Source organism: Streptomyces sp. NPDC086989 (assembly GCF_044745505.1).
In the GTDB taxonomy this organism is placed as follows: Bacteria; Actinomycetota; Actinomycetes; order Streptomycetales; family Streptomycetaceae; genus Streptomyces.
Window position 1 is genome coordinate 328,495 of the sequence record NZ_JBIVAL010000002.1, and the last position, 16,950, is coordinate 345,444.

A 16,950-nucleotide genomic window follows, 5' to 3' on the forward strand; every position below is an offset into this window, starting at 1 on the left:
AGTTGAATTACGTACAAAAACGGAAAGCTGAAGATCACAGTCCGAGGCGCCGCTGGAGATCACCCAGCTGCCCCGGCATCCGCGGCACGCCCAGCTGCCCGAGCGGACCCTGCTGCCCGTGTCCGCCGCCGTACCCGGCCCCGGGCACACCCGCCGACTCCGCGCCGGCACCGACGCCCCCGACCGCCTGCTCCGCCATCAGCATCTCCGACGACTGCAACAGCACCGTTCCCGCCCCGACGAACTCGAACTGGTGCTCCTCGCCGGAGCTGCCGCCGATGCCCGTCAGCGAGCGCAGCCCGCCGATGACGCCGGACATGTAGCCGTGGTCGTAGTGGTGGCAGGGGGACGGGCAGTCCGCCCAGCCCACCAGCGCCTGCGGGTCCACCCGCAGCGGCGGCTCCATGAACACCACCGGGCCGTTGGAGGCCGCCACGAACTTCCCCGTGCCGATCAGGGTCAGGAACCCCGGCACGATCGACTGCTTGAGGGCGAGCGAGGGCTGGTAGGCCAGCAGGTTGCCCGACCGGATGGTCAGGTTCCCATTGTCCAGGTCGTACGAGTTCACGTCGAAAGCACGGTCGGCCAGCAGCATCTTGCCCTGGCCCTCGGCCACCACCCAGTCGCTGGCGTGCAGCGGCGAGTGGAAGCTCGTGCGCAGGAGCCGGTCGAAGCGGCCGTTGCCGATGCCGTTGAACTCCATGCGCCCGTAGTAGGCGATCATCTTGCCCTTCTGCAGGAACCACTGGCTCCCCTTGAGCTCCACGCAGAAGGTGTACGCGTTCACGTTGTCGTCGGAGGGCAGGGTGTGCGGGTCGAAGACCGTCGGACCGCCGGGTCCGCCGGTCACGGGACCAAAGTTCACAGCTTCTCCTCCGACGCCTGCACGTACACGGCACCCTGGCCCGACAGCTCCAGCTGGAACGCCTCGCCCGAGCCGCGCCCCACCATGTCCCGCCAGCCGAGCGCGGTGGAGAGCTTGTTCCTGACGTCCCCGTGGTGGGCCACGTACGCCTGCGGGTCGACGTGGACCGGCCGGTTCGGGGTGATGGGGAGCTCGATGACCCCGCCGTGGGCCATCACGGCGACCGAGCCGTGCCCCTTGAGGGTGGTGGTGAACAGGCCCTGGCCGGTCACCTGGCCGCGGACCATGCCCATGACACCGCCTTGCGAGCCCATGAACATCGTGCCCTGCTGGAGGGTGCCGTCGAAGGCGAGCAGCCGGTCGGCCTCCACGTACAGGGTCTCGCCGGTCAGGTTGATCACCTGGATGTGGTGGCCGCCGTGACCGAACATCACGGTGCCGCTGCCCTCGACCGACATCAGCGGGGTCTGCTCGTTCGCCACCCGGCGCCCGATCATGCCCATCACCCCGCCCTGACCGCCCGTCAGGCTCGGGGTGAAGGAGACCTCGCCGCGGTACGCGAGCATCGCGCCGCGCTGGCTGTACATCCTCTGCCCCGGGATCACCTGGGCCTCGACCATCTTCGAGTTGATCTCGCGGAACGGCATCAGATGTCGCCCCCGATGGTGTTGCGCTCGCTGGGCTGCACGTAGACCAGGCCCTCGCCCTCGAAGCGGATCTGGAACGCCTCGCCCGAGCCCTCGCCGATCAGGGTGCGGAAGGTGACCCCCGACTGGAAGGACTGCTGGAGGTTGCCGGTGTGCGCGATGTACGCCCCCGGGTCGACCGAGAGCGGGTACTGGGCGCTGACGCGCAGCACCACCGCCGGGCCGTCGGACATGATCGCCGCCTGCCCGTTGCCCTCGACGGTCGTGGTGAACAGGCCGTTGCCCGTCGCCCCGCCGCGCAGGCCGGTGAAGGTGGTGCCGGTGCGCAGGCCGGCGTCGGTGCACAGGAGGTTGCTGGACTCCACGTACAGCTTCTCGCCGCGCAGGTTGACCAGATTGATCTCGCTCGCGCGGTCGGCGAAGAAGCAGGTGCCGTGGCCCTGCACTTCCATCACGGTCATCTGTTCACCCGTCAGCCGACGGGTCACCATGCCGCGCAGGCCTTCGCCGCCGCCGGTCATCTTCTTGAAGGCCATCTGGCCGTCGTACGCCACCATGGAGCCGTTCTTCGCTTTCACGGCATCCCCGGTCAGGTCGACGGCGAGCACCTTGCTGCCTTGGAGTCGGAACTGAGCCACGGGATGACGTTATCGGCAGCGGGCGGGGGCGAACAGAGCCCGGTGGCCGATATCCGGCGACTGCGGCCTCTCCCACACCGTCGCGGACACCCCCGGTCAAGATCCCGCAAAGCGGCTGAGACACTGGGACGGACCCCCAGGCCACCACCCCGAAGGCTGACACGTGGACATCAAGACCGCCTCCGCCCTGCACCGGCTGCGCCTCATCTCCGTCCCGGAGGCCCTGTCGTTCCCGGCCCTGCTGATCTTCGGATCGGTGCTGAGCCGGATCTCCGACATCGACTACCTGATGATGCCGCTCGGCATCCTGCACGGGATCCTGTTCGTCATCTACGCGGTCTTCCTGCTGGACGTGTGGAACAAGGCGAAGTGGCCGGTCAAGAGGGTCGCCCTGTTCTTCCTGCTGGCGCTGCTGCCGTTCGGCGGCCTGTACGGCGACAAGCTGCTCAAGCGCGAGGAGGCCGACAGCGTGATGGCGGCCCGCGCCCGGCGCGAGGCGGCGAACGCCGCATGATCGTCGCGTTCTCGGTGACCCCGCTGGGGGTCGGTGAAGAGGTCGGCGAGTACGTGGCCGACGCGGTGCGCGTCGTACGGGAGTCGGGGCTGCCGAACCGCACGGACGCCATGTTCACCTCGGTCGAGGGGGAGTGGGACGAGGTGATGGACGTGGTCAAGCGCGCGGTGGCGGCCGTGGAGGAGCGGGCGCCGCGGGTGTCGCTGGTCCTCAAGGCCGACATCCGCCCCGGGGTGGCCGACGGGCTGACGTCGAAGGTCGAGACGGTGGAGCGGCACCTGGCCTGATCCGGCCCCGGCCGTCCCCGGACGGCCCTGTCCGGCCCTGTCCGGGGACGGCCGCGCGGAACCCCCGTTCGGCGGAGCCCGTTCGACCGTCGGGCGAGGAGCTCCGCACCCGAATGCGCGCCGCCCTCCTCGCGGCACCGGGCCCCCGCGCAGCGGCCGGGCTTTCGCGGGCAGCCGTCGCGGCGCGGGTCACCGATATGACGTTTTGACGGGTCGGTGCGCGGGAGTGCGCAGTCGCAGACCGGCGCACCGTGGCATGAGGGGAGACGGGTCCGTCCTGCGGCGCTGCGGCGCGGCCGGGGGGCTACGGCGGTTGACCCGTCGTCAGGGCGATGGCGAGCGGGGTGCGCTCGTACAGGATCCGATGGCCGTGGCGGGCCGAGATCAGCAGGCCCGCCCCGTGCAGGGCCTTCAGGTGGGCCGAGACCGTGGCCGGCGCCAGACCGAGCCGGCGGGCCAGATCGGTCGTGGAGGCCGGCTCGTCGAGCGCGCACAGCACGTCCGCCCGGCCCCGGCCCAGCAGCCGCGCCAGCGCCCGCGGGGTGGCACCCGGCGTCGCCGCCGTCCACAGCGCGCCGATGCCGCGCGCCGGGTACACCAGCGTCGGCTGCCAGGGCGGGTCGTACCCGCCGACCACCTCGGGCCACACGAACGCGCTCGGCATCAGGAGCAGGCCCTGCCCGTCCAGGGAGCGGTCATGGTGGTTGCGGCGGTCGATCGTGAGCGTCCCGTCCGACCACCGCAGATCCGGGTGGAGGCCCTCGAACAGCGCCTCCAGGCCGCCCGCCGCCAGCCGCCGCGAGTGGAAGAGCACGTCCGCCTCCAGCAGGGCGCGCAGCCGCGGCCAGTGCGGGGCGACCAGCGCGGCCCAGGCCTGCTCGTACAGATCGGCCAGCTCCCGTACCGCCCGGGCCGGATCCGCGAGCATCCGCCGCCCGAGGTCGCTCCCCGCGGCGCCCGGGGTGCACAGGAGCGCGCGCCGCAGGTCCTCCCGCACCGCCTCCGGATCGGCGGCCGCGGACCGGACCCGCGCCACCTCCTCCTCGAAGGTGACGGACGGACCGGCCGGCGGCGGGCTCAGGAAGTCCGGGTTGTGGCCGGCCCGCGGCATCAGCAGCCACAACGGCCGCAGGTCCAGCCCGGCGGCGGCCGCCCGGATCTGCCGCAGCCAGGGCAGGTGGTACGCCTGCCGGTCCGGCTGCAACAGGGTCCGCACCGCCTCCTGCGTCTCCCAGCGCGGCGAGACCGAGAACCGGCACCGCAGCAGGTCCCCGTCCCCGAACCGAAAGTGGAACGCCACCCGCATCCTCCTGTCACCGATCCACCCGCCCCCTGCCCCGGCGACCCCACCCCACCAGGCGCCGAGCCCCCACCCCGGCACGCCGCATGCCCGCCCCACCACGCCGGCCCACCAACGCCGCAACCGCCCGCCGCCCGCCGCCTGAGCCGCGCCGCCGCTGCCGCGCCGACCGTGCCCGCGCCGCCGCGCCGCCGCGCCGCGTGACCACGCTGCCGCGCCGGCGCAGCACTGCCGACGTGCAGCCGTCCGCCAGAGTCGGCCGGGTTCGCACCGGCGCGCGCCGCGTGACCGCGCTGCCGCGCCGGCCCCGCAGAGGACATGCAGCCGTCCGCCAGCGTCGGCCGTGCCTGCGCCGCCGCGCCGCTCGGCGCCGCGTGACCGCGCTGCCGCGCCGGCGCAGCACTGCCGACGTGCAGCCGTCCGCCGCGTTGGGCCTGGCCGCGTCGCCGTCCGGCGTGCAGCCGTCCGCCGCGCCGTCGCCGCGGGAGTGATTCGGTGCAGGGCGAATCACTGCCGTTCGGTCACCGTAGCCCCGCAGGGTGTCCGCATGTCCAGTGCGCCTCAGGCCGTCTCCGCCCCGGCCGGTCCCGGCGGCGGTTACCGCTCCGTCTTCCGGGTCCGGGAGTTCCGGGCCGTCTTCGCCGCCCACCTGCTGTCCGTCCTCGGCCTCGTCGTCGCCGAGATCGCCCTCACCGTCCTCGTCTTCCGCGCCACCGGCTCGCCCCTGATGAGCGCGCTCACCTTCGCCCTCGGCTTCCTCCCATACGCACTCGGCGGGACCCTCCTCGCCGGGGTCGCCGACCGCCGGCCCGCCCGCCGGGTCCTCGTCGGCTGCGACCTCGTCTGCGCCGCCTGCGCCGCGGCCATGGTCCTGCCCGGCACCCCCGTCGCCGGGCTCCTCATCCTGCGCTGCGCGATGGCCTTCGTCGCCCCGCTGTTCCAGGGAACCCGCAACGCCTCCCTCGCCGACATCCTCGGCCCCGGCGACGTCTTCGTCCTCGGCCGCTCGCTGATGCGCATGGTGGCCCAGAGCGCCCAGCTCATCGGCTTCGGGCTCGGCGGACTGCTGCTCACCGTCCTCGCCCCGCGCGCGGCCATCGCCCTGACCGCAGCCGGGTTCCTCTGCTCGGCCCTGCTGCTGCGCTTCGGCACGGCGGCCCGGCCCGCCCGGGCCGCCGCCGCACGCACCTCCCCGCTCGCCGGGCTGCGCGCCGTCCTCGGTGACCGCCGGCTGCGCGCGCTCACCCTGCTGTTCTGGCTGCCGCCCGTCTTCGTCATCGCCCCCGAGGCGCTGCTCGCCCCGTACGCCGACGGCATCGGCGCCGGGACCGTCGCGCTGGGGGTGATGATGTGCGCCCTGCCCGTCGGCACCATCGCGGGTGAACTGTGGGCCGGCTCGGCACTCGGCCCCCGTACCCGGTCCCGGCTCGTCGCCCCGCTCGCGGCCGCCGGGATGCTGCCGCTGCTCGTGTACGCCGCCCGGCCCGGGGTGGCGGCCGTCCTCGTCGCCCTGCTGCTCGCCGGTCTGGCGCACGCCTACACCCTCGGTCTCGACCAGTGGTACGTCGAGGCCGTCCCCGGCGAGCTGCGCGGCCGGGCGATGACCCTGCTCAGCACCGGCCTGATGACCCTCCAGGGCGTCGGCATGGCCCTGGCCGGGCTCGCCGCCGAGTTCGCGCCGGTGCACCTGGTCGTCACCGGCGCCGCGGTGCTCGGCACGACGGTGGTCCTGCTCCTCCTCGCCGAACTGAAGTCCGCGGCCCCCTGCCCCCTGCCCCCTGTGCCGTCCGCCGCCCGCCGCCGGCCGCCGACCGAAGAATGAGACGGGCCCCGCCACCAAATGACCGCCCGGTAGGGTCGGATGCGTGTCCAAGCCGCTCAGCCTCCCCTTCGACCCCATCGCCCGCGCCGACGAGCTCTGGCAGCGCCGCTGGGGACCGGTGCCCTCGATGGCAGCCATCACCTCGATCATGCGCGCGCAGCAGATCCTGCTCGGCGAGGTCGACGCCGTGGTCAAGCCGTACGGTCTGACCTTCGCCCGCTACGAGGCGCTGGTCCTGCTCACCTTCTCCAAGGCCGGCGAGCTGCCGATGTCGAAGATCGGCGAGAGGCTGATGGTCCACCCGACGTCGGTGACGAACACGGTGGACCGGCTGGTGCGCTCCGGGCTCGTCGCCAAGCGGCCGAACCCGAACGACGGCCGCGGCACGCTCGCGTCCATCACGGACAAGGGCCGCGAGGTCGTCGAGGCGGCGACGAAGGACCTGATGGCGATCGACTTCGGGCTCCGCGCGTACGACGCCGAGGAGTGCCAGGAGATCTTCGCGCTGCTGCGCCCGCTGCGGGTCGCCGCGGCGGACTTCGAGGAGCAGTAGCCGGGGGCAGCGCCCGCCGCCACCCGCGGGCCCCCGTCAAGATCGCGCAAAACGGATGGTTACGCTCGTGTGCATGAAACGAAGCGTGCTGACCCGCTACCGCGTCATGGCCTACCTGACCGCGGTCATGCTGTTGATCCTCTGCACCTGCATGGTTTTCAAGTACGGCTTCGACACCGGCGCCGACCTGACCCTGGCGGTCTCGCAGATCCACGGCGTGCTGTTCATGATCTACCTGGTGTTCGCCTTCGACCTGGGCTCCAAGGCCCGGTGGCCGTTCCCGAAGCTGCTCTGGGTGCTCGTCTCCGGCACGATCCCGCTGGCCGCCTTCTTCGTGGAGCGCGGAGTCCGCGCCGAGGTCGAGCCGCTCGTCGCCGACGCCGGGGCCGCGGCCACCGTCGACGCCTAGAGCGACGCCTGAGCCGGACCGTCCCGAGGAACCCCGGGGAGACTCCCCGGGGTTTCCCATCGACATTTACTAGGACGTCCTAGTAAATTCGTGGGTATGGACGCAGACGCCATCGAGGAGGGCCGCCGCCGCTGGCAGGCCCGTTATGACAAGGCCCGCAAGCGCGAGGCCGACTTCACCACGCTCTCCGGGGATGACGTCGATCCCGTCTACGGCCCCCGGCCCGGTGACGCGTACGAGGGATTCGAACGCATCGGATGGCCGGGGGAGTACCCGTACACCCGCGGCCTGCACGCCACCGGGTACCGCGGCCGGACCTGGACCATCCGTCAGTTCGCCGGCTTCGGCAACGCCGAGCAGACCAACGAGCGCTACAAGATGATCCTGGCCGCCGGCGGCGGCGGGCTCTCCGTGGCCTTCGACATGCCGACCTTGATGGGACGCGACTCCGACGACCCGCGCTCCCTCGGCGAGGTCGGCCACTGCGGCGTCGCCATAGACTCCGCCGCCGACATGGAAGTCCTGTTCAAGGACATCCCGCTGGGCGACGTGACCACCTCGATGACGATCTCGGGGCCGGCCGTTCCCGCCTTCTGCATGTACCTGGTCGCCGCCGAACGGCAGGGCGTGGACCCGGCCGTCCTCAACGGCACGCTCCAGACGGACATCTTCAAGGAGTACATCGCCCAGAAGGAGTGGCTCTTCGAACCCGAGCCGCACCTGCGCCTCATCGGCGACCTCATGGAGTACTGCGCGAAGGGCATCCCGGCGTACAAGCCGCTGTCCGTCTCGGGCTACCACATCCGCGAGGCCGGGGCGACGGCCGCGCAGGAGCTCGCGTACACCCTCGCCGACGGGTTCGGGTACGTGGAGCTGGGCCTGTCCCGCGGGCTGGACGTGGACCACTTCGCGTCGGGCCTCTCCTTCTTCTTCGACGCGCACCTCGACTTCTTCGAGGAGATCGCAAAGTTCCGCGCCGCCCGCCGGATCTGGGCCCGCTGGATGAAGGAGGTGTACGGGGCGCAGAACGAGAAGTCGATGTGGCTGCGCTTCCACACCCAGACGGCCGGTGTCTCGCTGACCGCGCAGCAGCCCTACAACAACGTCGTCCGCACTGCCGTCGAGGCCCTCGCGGCCGTCCTCGGCGGCACCAACTCGCTGCACACCAACGCCCTCGACGAGACCCTCGCGCTGCCCAGCGAGCAGGCGGCCGAGATCGCGCTGCGCACGCAGCAGGTCCTGATGGAGGAGACCGGGGTGGCCAACGTGGCCGACCCGCTGGGCGGTTCCTGGTACGTGGAGCAGCTCACCGACCGCATCGAGGCCGACGCCGAGAAGATCTTCGACCAGATCAAGGAGCGCGGCCTGCGCGCCCACCCGGACGGTCAGCACCCGATCGGGCCGATCACCTCGGGCATCCTGCGCGGCATCGAGGACGGCTGGTTCACCGGCGAGATCGCCGAGTCGGCCTTCCAGTACCAGCGCTCCCTGGAGAAGGGCGACAAGCGGGTCGTCGGCGTCAACGTGCACCACGGTTCCGTGACCGGGGACCTGGAGATCCTGCGCGTCAGCCACGAGGTGGAGCGCGTACAGGTGGAGCACCTGGCCGCGCGCAAGGAGCGGCGCGACGACGCGAGGGTGAAGTCCTCGCTGGACGCGATGCTGGCCGCCGCCCGCGACGGGTCGAACATGATCCCGGCGATGCTCGACGCGGTGCGCGCCGAGGCCACGCTCGGCGAGATCTGCAATGTGCTGCGCGACGAGTGGGGCGTCTACACGGAGCCGCCCGGCTTCTAGGCCGTGTCCCGAAGAGGGCACTTCCTCCGGATTCAGGCCGGCCGTGGCAGCCCCCGACGGGGCGGTCGCGGCCGGCCGATCCGTTTTTCCCGCGGGCCTTTTCCCGCGGGCCCGCGTCAGCCGGGGGCCGGGCCCTGGAGGCCGTGCATCAGCAGGGCCGTGAACGTGGCCACCCAGAGTTCGTCCACCGGCTCCGCGCTGACCAGCGCCCGGTGGACCACCGTGCCCGCGATCACGTCGAAGATCAGGTCGGTGGTCCGGCAGGCCAGCTCCTCGTCCTCCTCGTACGGGAGTTCGCCGCGGGCCTGGGCCCGTTCGCGGCCCAGTACGACGAGACGTTTCTGCCGGTCCACGATCGCCGACCGGATCCGGTCGCGCAGGGCCTCGTCCCGGGTGGACTCGGCGACGACCGCCATCAGGGCCGTACGGGCCTCCGGGCGCCGCAGCAGCGCCGCGAACTGGAGGACCACATCCTCTATGTCGGCTTCGAGGGAGCCGCGGTCGGGGAGTTCGAGGGAGTCGAAGAGCTCCGCGACGGCGTCCACGACGAGCTCGTTCTTGCCCGCCCAGCGGCGGTAGAGGGTGGTCTTGGCGACCCCGGCCCGGGTCGAGACGTCGCCCATCGTCAGCTTCGACCAGCCCAGCTCGACCAGCGCGTCCCGCGTCGCGGCGAGGATCGCGGCGTCCGCGGCGGCGCTGCGGGGTCGGCCGGTGCGTCCGGTCGGGGAGCTGGCGTTGCGCATGGCCGAGACCATACCCGTCAGTAGCGGAACCGGCGGCCCGCGCAATGCTGTGGTTGAGATCACGGGGCGCGAACGGGTGCGGGGAGTTACGCTACGGCTCGTAGCGTAAGAGCGACAACCACGCGAAGAGCTACCGGCGCCAGGTGGGGACCCGGCGCCAGGACCACACGAACACCGCACACACGATCGGCCCGACGCGGGCGAGAGGGCTTTTCGGCCGATCTTTTTCGTCGGCGCGCACACACGGGGGAGGATGTACGCATGCAGCCCAGAAACATGTCCATGAGCGGCGTCGTCGACCTCGCCGCGGTGAAGGCGGCCGGCGAGGCCAAGGCCAAGGCCGAGCAGGCCCGTGCCGAAGCGGCCCGGCAGGTCGCCGAGGGCGGCGCGCCCGCGTCCGCCGGTGCGGTGCCGCCGTCCGCGCTCGTGATCGACGTCGACGAGGCCGGCTTCGAGCGCGACGTCCTCCAGCTCTCCGCCGAGGTGCCGGTCATCCTGGACTTCTGGGCCGAGTGGTGCGAGCCGTGCAAGCAGCTCAGCCCGCTGCTGGAGCGCCTGACGGTCGAGGCGAACGGCCGTCTCCTGCTGGCGAAGGTCGACGTCGACTCCAACCAGATGCTGATGCAGCAGTTCCAGATCCAGGGCATCCCGGCCGTGTTCGCCGTGGTCGCGGGCCAGGTGCTGCCGCTGTTCCAGGGCGTGGCCCCCGAGCAGGAGATCCGCGCGACCCTCGCGCAGCTGGTCCAGGTCGCCGAGGAGCGCTTCGGGATCATCGGCATCGAGGTGGACCCGGACGCCGAGGGCCCCGCGGGCGGCCCGGCCGCCGAGGCCGAGGCCCCGGCGGGCCCGTACGACGCGCTGCTCGAGGCGGCCGTCGTCGCGCTGGACGCCGGTGACCTGGGCGGCGCGGTGCAGGCGTACAAGAACGTGCTGGCGGACGACCCGGCCAACACCGAGGCCAGGCTGGGCCTGGCCCAGGCCGAGCTCCTCGCGCGGGTCAGGGACATGAACCCGCAGGCGGTCCGCGCCGCGGCGGCCGAGAAGCCCCAGGACCCGGCGGCCCAGATCGCCGCCGCGGACCTGGACCTGGTCGGCGGTCACGTGGAGGACGCCTTCGGGCGCCTGGTGGACACGGTCCGGGTGACGGCCGGCTCCGACCGGGACGCCGTACGGGTACGGCTGCTGGAACTGTTCGAGGTCATCGGCGCCGACGACCCCCGGGTGGCGGCGGCGCGTACGGCGCTCGCGCGGGTGCTGTTCTAGGGCCCGCGCCGGTCGCCCGCCGGGGCGGCTGCCGGGGCTCATCCGGAAGCGCCCGGGAGGCCGGCGGGCGACCGGCGATTTGTTGACACGCAGATAAACAGCAGCCGCACTTTGCCAAAACTTGGTAAATGCAGCTGCTGTTACTCGCAGTAAATAGAACCCCGTGAACTGTCCGGTGTGTTCGTAAATCCCACGATCTGTCGTGGCCCATGGTGGCACCCTGCGTCGTCGCCCGATGGCGCCGGGTCGATACCCGGTTATCTTGCCGTTACCCGCCAGTAACGAACCCCCTTGTGCCCCGGCCTGGAATGGACCACGATCGGCGACGCTCGGTCCTTCCCGCAGAGCCGCTCATCCGGAGCCGCGGCGGAGGGTCCCCACCGGGCCGGCCGGTGGCAGTGGCACCGGCCGCAGGACAGGGGGGTCTTCGCCGCACCGGCGGAGCCTGTCCTCCTGGTTGCGCGAACGCGTGACCCAGTGGTTGTCGCTCGGGGGTGAACGCCGGTGTATCGGACGCGGCTGTGCCGCGGCTCGGCCGCCTGCGCTCCTTCCCGAGGACGTAGCACTTCTCCCATCCCAGGACGGGTACGGCCCGGACCGGAGATGTACGTCCGAGAAGGAGGAACGAATAATGAGTTCTCAGGTTCGTGGCGGGACCAGATGGAAGCGCTTCGCGCTCGTCATGGTGCCGAGCATCGCGGCCACCGCCGCGGTCGGTGTGGGTCTGGCGCAGGGTGCCCTCGCGGCGTCCTTCAGCGTGTCCGGCCAGGACTTCAAGGTCTCGGCCGACAAGCTCGACGGTGACGACCTGCTCCAGTACGGCAGCGTCGCCAAGGGCAAGGGCCTCGACGGCAAGGACGCGGCGCACCCGGTCACCATCTCCGGGTTCCGCCACGCCGAGATCACCAACATGTGCCAGTCGCTGGTGACCCCGATTCCGGGCCTCGGCAACATCACGATGCAGCTGCGGACGGGCAACAAGGGCAAGCCGGCCGTCGCCGACAACATCTACCTGGATGTTGCGGAGCTCGACACCGACGCCACGTTCAGCGACCTGGACATCGGTGTCGCGGTCGGCGCCGCGGCGGACGACAAGCACCCGACCGCGCCGCAGGCCGGCACGGTGGCCAGCGGTGCCCTGTTCTCGCAGCGCGCCAAGAAGGCCGTCCTGACGAACGTGCGCCAGAAGGCCTGGGCGACGACGGCGGGCACCTTCACGCTGCCCGACCTCAAGCTGCGCCTGCTGAGCGGCGACCAGCCGTGCTACCAGGACGAGAAGTAATCCGTCCCGGCAGGTGAACGGTGGGGGCGGGCGGCGGCCGTGGCCGCCGCCCGTCCCACCGGGCTCCACGTAGTTCTCCGTACCACCGTTTCCAGGGAGCTGTTGTCCATGAACCCCCAGGCCCCGGTTCGCGCCGCAGACGACTCTTGGCTCACCGTGGTGTACTACCGCTTCCGCGCCTGGAGGGGTGTCCGGCCCTTCTGGGCGGGACTCTTCACTCTCATCGGCGGTGTCCCCATCGCGTACTTCCCCTACGCGGACCTCCGGCTGGGCAACATCACCATCGCCATGGCGACGACCGCGGGGGCGGGCTCGCTGATCATCGGCGTCCTGTTGATGACCCTCGGCGTGGCGCTCTGGTTCCAGCAGGGCATCCGGGTCTTCGCCGGTGTGGCGTCGATCCTCCTCGCCCTGGTCTCCCTGCCGGTGTCCAACCTGGGCGGCTTCTTCCTCGGTTTCCTGTTCTCCCTGATCGGCGGAGCCCTCGCCCTGTCGTGGGCGCCGGGCAAGCCGGAGGACGCGCAGGAGCCGCAGCCGCAGGGCGCCCGCGACACGGAAACGGCTTACGCGACCGAGACGACTGCCCACGCCGATGGCGGGAGGAACAGTGCGGGGTGACGAGACGCAGCGGGACGTGACCCCGAGCGCAGAGTCCCGTGAACGAAGGGGTCCGCGGCACGCCGCGCCCCGGAAGTCGCTGCTGAACAAGATCCAGATACCCGTCGGCAAGACGATGGCGCTGGCCGCCATGCCGACGGCCGTGTTCGTCGGGATGGGCATGGCGCCGAAGCTGGCCCTGGCCGACGAGGAGATCCCCTTCGCGCCCGGACCGTGCGTGACGCGCTCCGACGCCCCCGCGGAGTCGGCCTCCCCGAGCCCGTCCACCTCGACCTCGCCCTCGCCGAGCTCGTCGCCGACCGCGACGCCCTCGCCCGGCGCGTCGAAGGCGCCGAAGCCCGGCGTCACCCCGCCGCCCGCGAAGCCGTCGGCCGGTACCCCGGCCGGGTCCGCGGCGAGCACCCAGTCGAAGCAGACCGCCCCGTCGGCCCCGGCTCCGGCCGCCACGCCGTCCGAGTCCAGGGCGGCGAACCCGCTGGACCCGCTGGGCATCGGCGACAAGCTCAAGGGCGTCGTCGACGGCATCACGGCCCCCCTGCACCCGCCGGCCACACCCGTGCCCGCGCAGACTCCGGCGCCCGCACCGTCCAAGACGGCGGCCACACCCCCGTCCGCTCCCGCCGCGCCCGCCCCGGACCCGTCCAAGGACGCGATCCGCGACGCGGCGAAGAAGGCCGGGGTCGACGTCAAGGAGCTGTCCCAGGACGTCAAGGACACCGCGAAGACCCCGAAGGACGAGACGGGCAAGACCGCGGCCGAGGACGAGCCGAAGCCCGAGGAGTCGAAGGACGCGGACGGGAAGCAGCCCTTCCCCTGCCCGACGTACGACGCCAAGGCGCTGGCCGACGCCCAGATGGAGCCGGGCATCCCGCTCCTGCCGGACGAGCCCTGGTACCTCGACAGTTCGCTGCTGACCCTCTACGGCCTGGACTACCACGGCATCGTCGAGGTGAAGACTGCGGGCGGCAGGACGAAGAAGGTCCTGAAGTTCACGGCGGACTCGCTGGACATCAAGGACCTGTACCAGACGGTCGGCACGACCGGGAACGTCGCGCACCTGAAGTCCCGCCCCGGCTCGACGTCCAGGATCCGCGGCGGCACGGTGACGATGTACACCGAGAGCCTCAAGGGCAACCTCTTCGGCCTCATCCCGATCGAGTTCACCCCGAACAGCCCGCCGCCCCTGAACGTCCCGTTCGCGTTCTTCACGAACGTCAAGGTCGTCCAGGCCGGCCAGTTCGGCGGCAACCTCACGGTCCCGGGCCTGCACAACTACGTCGGCCCGCCGGAGTAGCCGCACCCGCCGCAACGCACCGAGGGCGGCACCCCGCATCCCTTCCGGGATGCGGGGTGCCGCCCTCGGTCTCTGTGCGGCAGAGTCACGCGGGGCCGGGTCAGGCCTGGGGCCGGCCGCCCAGGTGGTGGACGCGGACCATGTTGGTCGTGCCCGGGACGCCGGGGGGCGAGCCGGCGGTGATGACCATGGTGTCGCCGTCGTTGTAGCGGCCCAGCTTGGACAGCTCGCCGTCCACCAGGTCGACCATCGCGTCGGTGGTGTCCACGTGCGGGACGATGTACGACTCGACGCCCCAGCTCAGCGTGAGCTGGTTGCGGGTGTTGACGTCGGTGGTGAAGGCGAGGATGGGCTGGCTCACGCGGTAGCGCGACAGGCGGCGGGCCGTGTCCCCGGACTGGGTGAAGGCGATGAGGGCCTTGCCGTCGAGGAAGTCCGCGATCTCGCAGGCCGCGCGGGCGACGGAGCCGCCCTGGGTGCGGGGCTTCTTGCCCGGGACCAGCGGCTGGAGGCCCTTGGAGAGGAGCTCCTCCTCGGCCGCCGTGACGATCTTCGACATCGTCTTGACGGTCTCGATCGGGTAGGCGCCGACCGAGGACTCGGCCGACAGCATGACCGCGTCCGCGCCGTCGAGGATCGCGTTGGCGACGTCGGACGCCTCCGCGCGCGTCGGGCGGGAGTTGGTGATCATCGACTCCATCATCTGGGTCGCGACGATCACCGGCTTGGCGTTGCGGCGGCACATCTCGATGAGCCGCTTCTGGACCATCGGGACCTTTTCGAGCGGGTACTCGACGGCCAGGTCGCCGCGGGCCACCATGACCGCGTCGAAGGCGTCGACCACGGCGGCCATGTTCTCGACGGCCTGCGGCTTCTCGACCTTGGCGATGACGGGGACCCGGCGGCCCTCCTCGTCCATGACCTTGTGGACGTCCCTGACGTCGTTGGCGTCGCGGACGAAGGACAGGGCGACCATGTCGCAGCCCATCCGCAGGGCGAAGCGGAGGTCGTCGACGTCCTTCTCCGACAGGGCGGGGACGTTCACGGCGGCACCCGGCAGGTTGATGCCCTTGTGGTCCGAGATGACACCGCCCTCGATGACGATGGTCTTGACGCGGGGGCCCTCGACCTCGGTCACCCGCAGCTCGACGTTGCCGTCGTTGATCAGGATCTGGTCACCCTTGGCGACGTCGCCCGGCAGGCCCTTGTAGGTGGTGCCGCAGACGGACTTGTCGCCCGGGACGTCCTCGGTGGTGATGGTGAACTCGTCACCGCGCACCAGCTCGACGGGACCCTCGGCGAAGGTCTCCAGACGGATCTTGGGGCCCTGGAGGTCGGCGAGGACGCCGACCGCGCGCCCGGTGTCCTCGGAGACCTTCCGGACGCGGTCGTACCGCTCCTGGTGTTCTGCCTGGGATCCGTGGCTGAAGTTGAATCGGGCCACGTTCATACCTGCCTCGATGAGCGCTTTCAGCTGCTCATACGAGTCGACGGCGGGGCCCAGCGTGCAGACGATTTTGGAACGGCGCATGGAGCGGATCCTATCGGTTTGTTTCGTAGCGGAATATTCCGTCTGGTGGAAAGTCCAAGTGACTAGCCGGTAACCAACGCGTACGCCTGGGTGGCGATCTCCAGTTCCTCATCCGTCGGGACCACGGCGACGGCCACCCGTGCGCCGTCCGGCGACACCAGCCGCGGCTGCGGGGAGCGCACCGCATTGGCCTGCGGGTCCAGGGCGAGCCCCAGCTCCGCGAGGCCGTCGATGGCAGCTTCCCGGACCTGGTGCGCGTTCTCCCCGACCCCCGCCGTGAACGCCACCGCGTCCACCCGGCCGAGGACCGCCGAGTAGGCGCCGATGTACTTCTTCAGACGGTGTACGTACGCCGCGAAGGCGAGCCGCGCCGACTCGTCGCCCTCGCCCGCCCGCCGCAGCACCTCGCGCATGTCGTTGTCGCCGCACAGGCCCAGGAGACCGCTCTTCTTGTTCAGGAGCGAATCGATCTCATCCACCGAGAAGCCGCCCACCCGCGCCAGGTGGAAGACGACCGCCGGATCCAGGTCGCCCGAACGGGTCCCCATGACCAGACCCTCCAGCGGGGTCAGGCCCATGGACGTCTCCACGCACACCCCGCCGCGGACCGCCGAGGCCGAGGCCCCGTTGCCCAGGTGCAGCACGATCACGTTCACGTCCTGTGCCGCCTTGCCCAGCAGCGCCGCCGTCGCCCGCGAGACGTACGCGTGGGAGGTGCCGTGGAACCCGTACCGCCGGATGGCGTACTTGTCGGCCGTCGCGGCGTCGATCGCGTACCGGGCCACGTAGTCCGGCATCGTCGAGTGGAACGCCGTGTCGAAGACCGCCACCTGGGGCAGGTCCGCGCGCAGCGAGCGCGCCACCTCGATGCCGGTCACGTTCGCCGGATTGTGCAGCGGGGCGAGCGGGATCAGGCTCCGGATCGCCGCCAGCACCTCGTCGTCGATCACCGTCGGCTGCGTGAACCGGATCCCGCCGTGCACCACGCGGTGCCCGACGGCCGCCAGTTCGGGGGAGTCCAGGCCCAGCCCGTCGGCCGCGAGCTCTTGCGCGACGGCCCGGAGCGCCGCCTCGTGGTCCGGGATCGCACCGAGCCGCTCGCGCTTGCCGCTCCCGGCGCCCGGGCCGGTCAGCGGTTCGTGGACGAGCCGCGATGCCTGCTCGCCGATCCGCTCCACCAGGCCGACGGCCAGGCGGGCGGAGTCCGCCATGTCGAGCAGCTGGTACTTCACCGACGAGGAGCCGGAGTTGAGGACGAGTACGCGTGATGCGGTGGTCACGATGAGGGTCTTTCCTTCGGGGCGAGGGCCCGGGGCGAGGGCCCGGGGCGGGGGCTCGGGCGGGGGCTCGGCGGGATTCGGGCGGCGGGGTTCGGGCGGCGGGATCC

At 71.6% G+C, this 16,950-nt stretch carries 17 protein-coding genes; 10 read left to right on the top strand and 7 right to left on the bottom strand.

Annotated features, from left to right (window positions below; translation table 11 throughout):
• Positions 1-34: 34 nt before the first annotated feature.
• The 3 genes from ACIPK4_RS05260 to ACIPK4_RS05270 are packed head-to-tail and all read right to left on the bottom strand — an operon-like array spanning position 35 to position 2,150.
• A complete protein-coding gene (locus tag ACIPK4_RS05260) occupies positions 35-865 on the bottom strand; it encodes an AIM24 family protein (RefSeq protein ID WP_402309396.1) in 831 nt (276 codons plus the stop codon).
• Positions 862-1,512, bottom strand: coding sequence for an AIM24 family protein (locus ACIPK4_RS05265; RefSeq protein ID WP_402309398.1), 651 nt, complete (start codon positions 1,510-1,512; stop codon positions 862-864). Before ACIPK4_RS05265 ends, ACIPK4_RS05260 begins: the two co-directional genes overlap by 4 nt.
• Positions 1,512-2,150, bottom strand: a complete 639-nt coding sequence (locus ACIPK4_RS05270) for an AIM24 family protein (RefSeq protein WP_054224722.1) — start codon at positions 2,148-2,150, stop codon at positions 1,512-1,514. The genes ACIPK4_RS05265 and ACIPK4_RS05270 overlap by 1 nt, the downstream gene beginning before the upstream one ends.
• Positions 2,151-2,313: 163 nt before the next feature.
• On the opposite strand from ACIPK4_RS05270, the gene ACIPK4_RS05275 reads away from it, so the two are divergent.
• Both ACIPK4_RS05275 and ACIPK4_RS05280 read left to right on the top strand, forming a co-directional pair.
• Positions 2,314-2,664: a DUF3817 domain-containing protein gene (locus ACIPK4_RS05275; RefSeq protein WP_048476375.1), complete on the top strand. Its 351-nt coding sequence runs from the start codon at positions 2,314-2,316 to the stop codon at positions 2,662-2,664.
• Positions 2,661-2,951, top strand: coding sequence for an MTH1187 family thiamine-binding protein (locus ACIPK4_RS05280; RefSeq protein WP_099889415.1), 291 nt, complete (start codon positions 2,661-2,663; stop codon positions 2,949-2,951). The genes ACIPK4_RS05275 and ACIPK4_RS05280 overlap by 4 nt, the downstream gene beginning before the upstream one ends.
• 304 nt (positions 2,952-3,255) lie before the next feature.
• Here ACIPK4_RS05280 and ACIPK4_RS05285 read toward each other — a convergent pair whose 3' ends face one another.
• The gene (locus ACIPK4_RS05285; RefSeq protein ID WP_402309399.1) at positions 3,256-4,251 is read right to left on the bottom strand and encodes a DUF5937 family protein; all 996 of its coding nucleotides are present in this window, start codon (positions 4,249-4,251) and stop codon (positions 3,256-3,258) included.
• Between the two features lie 547 nt (positions 4,252-4,798).
• On the opposite strand from ACIPK4_RS05285, the gene ACIPK4_RS05290 reads away from it, so the two are divergent.
• The 4 genes from ACIPK4_RS05290 to ACIPK4_RS05305 all read left to right on the top strand — a co-directional run bounded on the left by ACIPK4_RS05290 (position 4,799) and on the right by ACIPK4_RS05305 (position 8,832).
• A complete protein-coding gene (locus ACIPK4_RS05290) occupies positions 4,799-6,073 on the top strand; it encodes an MFS transporter (protein WP_402309400.1) in 1,275 nt (424 codons plus the stop codon).
• 43 nt (positions 6,074-6,116) lie between these two features.
• Entirely contained in the window at positions 6,117-6,626 is a 510-nt protein-coding gene (locus ACIPK4_RS05295; protein WP_054223644.1) for a MarR family winged helix-turn-helix transcriptional regulator, read from the top strand.
• 73 nt (positions 6,627-6,699) lie between these two features.
• Complete coding sequence (locus ACIPK4_RS05300; RefSeq protein ID WP_402309401.1) at positions 6,700-7,035, top strand: DUF3817 domain-containing protein; 336 nt, start codon at positions 6,700-6,702, stop codon at positions 7,033-7,035.
• Between the two features lie 96 nt (positions 7,036-7,131).
• A complete protein-coding gene (locus tag ACIPK4_RS05305; RefSeq protein WP_402309403.1) occupies positions 7,132-8,832 on the top strand; it encodes a methylmalonyl-CoA mutase in 1,701 nt (566 codons plus the stop codon).
• A 116-nt stretch (positions 8,833-8,948) separates the two neighbouring features.
• On the opposite strand, the gene ACIPK4_RS05310 is transcribed toward ACIPK4_RS05305, so the two are convergent.
• The gene (locus ACIPK4_RS05310) at positions 8,949-9,575 is read right to left on the bottom strand and encodes a TetR/AcrR family transcriptional regulator (protein WP_054223651.1); all 627 of its coding nucleotides are present in this window, start codon (positions 9,573-9,575) and stop codon (positions 8,949-8,951) included.
• A gap of 261 nt (positions 9,576-9,836) precedes the next feature.
• On the opposite strand from ACIPK4_RS05310, the gene ACIPK4_RS05315 reads away from it, so the two are divergent.
• From ACIPK4_RS05315 to ACIPK4_RS05330, 4 genes are all read left to right on the top strand, one after another.
• The gene (locus ACIPK4_RS05315; protein WP_402309405.1) at positions 9,837-10,838 is read left to right on the top strand and encodes a tetratricopeptide repeat protein; all 1,002 of its coding nucleotides are present in this window, start codon (positions 9,837-9,839) and stop codon (positions 10,836-10,838) included.
• 631 nt (positions 10,839-11,469) lie between these two features.
• A complete protein-coding gene (locus ACIPK4_RS05320) occupies positions 11,470-12,120 on the top strand; it encodes a DUF6230 family protein (protein ID WP_054223648.1) in 651 nt (216 codons plus the stop codon).
• A 108-nt stretch (positions 12,121-12,228) separates the two neighbouring features.
• The gene (locus ACIPK4_RS05325) at positions 12,229-12,738 is read left to right on the top strand and encodes a DUF6114 domain-containing protein (RefSeq protein ID WP_402309406.1); all 510 of its coding nucleotides are present in this window, start codon (positions 12,229-12,231) and stop codon (positions 12,736-12,738) included.
• Positions 12,728-14,032: a hypothetical protein gene (locus tag ACIPK4_RS05330; protein ID WP_402309407.1), complete on the top strand. Its 1,305-nt coding sequence runs from the start codon at positions 12,728-12,730 to the stop codon at positions 14,030-14,032. Before ACIPK4_RS05325 ends, ACIPK4_RS05330 begins: the two co-directional genes overlap by 11 nt.
• A gap of 100 nt (positions 14,033-14,132) precedes the next feature.
• Here the strand turns inward: ACIPK4_RS05330 and pyk are convergent, their stop codons facing one another.
• Positions 14,133-15,563, bottom strand: a complete 1,431-nt coding sequence (gene pyk / locus ACIPK4_RS05335) for a pyruvate kinase (protein WP_054224552.1) — start codon at positions 15,561-15,563, stop codon at positions 14,133-14,135.
• A gap of 62 nt (positions 15,564-15,625) precedes the next feature.
• On the bottom strand, positions 15,626-16,846 hold the full coding sequence (locus ACIPK4_RS05340; protein ID WP_402309724.1) for an acetate kinase: 1,221 nt from the start codon (positions 16,844-16,846) through the stop codon (positions 15,626-15,628).
• Positions 16,847-16,950 lie beyond the last annotated feature (104 nt).